The organism is Bacillus cereus group sp. BfR-BA-01379, assembly GCF_022663605.1.
Lineage (GTDB): Bacteria > Bacillota > Bacilli > Bacillales > Bacillaceae_G > Bacillus_A > Bacillus_A mobilis.
In genome coordinates, this window is record NZ_JAKUFT010000173.1 from 1 (window position 1) to 929 (window position 929).

Sequence of the window (929 nt, forward strand, 5' to 3'; positions counted from 1 at the left end):
GAAAGACTATGAAACAAAAGTAGAAGGAACAACGATTACGAACACGTACAAGAATACAGAAACAACAGAAGTAAGTGGTAAGAAAGTATGGGAAGACTACGACAATAAATTTGGTACACGCCCAGAAAGCATCAAGGTACAATTGCTTCAAGGTGATAAAGTAATACAAGATACAAAGGTGGAAGCAGATAAAGAAGGTAATTGGAACTTCAGCTTCAAAGATCTACCGAAGTATGATGGACAAGGAAACGAAATTAAATACACAGTAAGTGAAGTAAAAGTTGACGGCTACGAGACAAAAGTAGAAGGAACAACAATCACGAACACGTACAAAAACACAGAAACAACAGAAGTAAATGGTAAGAAAGTATGGGAAGACTACGACAATAAATTCAACACACGTCCAGAAAGCATTAAGGTACAATTGCTTCAAAATGGAACAGAATTTAAAACAGGAGAAGTAAAAGCAGATAAAGAAGGAAACTGGAACTTTAGCTTTAAAGATCTACCGAAGTACGATGAACAAGGAAAAGAGTACGAGTACACAGTAGATGAAGTAAAAGTGAAAAACTATGAAACAAAAGTAGAAGGAACAAAAATTATAAATACTTACAAGAATAAGGATGAAACAGAAGTAAGTGGTAAGAAAGTATGGAATGATAACGATGCAATAGATCGCCCAGCATCCATCAAAGTAGACTTATTACAGAATGGAAAAGTTATTGAAACGAAAGAAGTAAGCGTGGGAACAAACTGGAAGTACACGTTTGAAAAACTACAAGTGTATGATGCGAACGGATTAGCTTATAAGTATGAAGTGAAAGAACAACCAGTAGCGGGATATAAATCCGAAGTGAATGGTTATGACATCACAAATACAAAAATCAAGGACGAACAACATACAGATCCAAAAGATCCAAGCACAGATC

General features: G+C 35.5%; 1 protein-coding gene. It reads left to right on the forward strand.

The window, feature by feature from the left end:
• Positions 1 to 929 (forward strand): Cna B-type domain-containing protein (locus MR113_RS27235; protein WP_242257479.1); only part of this gene is annotated, 929 nt, incomplete at both ends.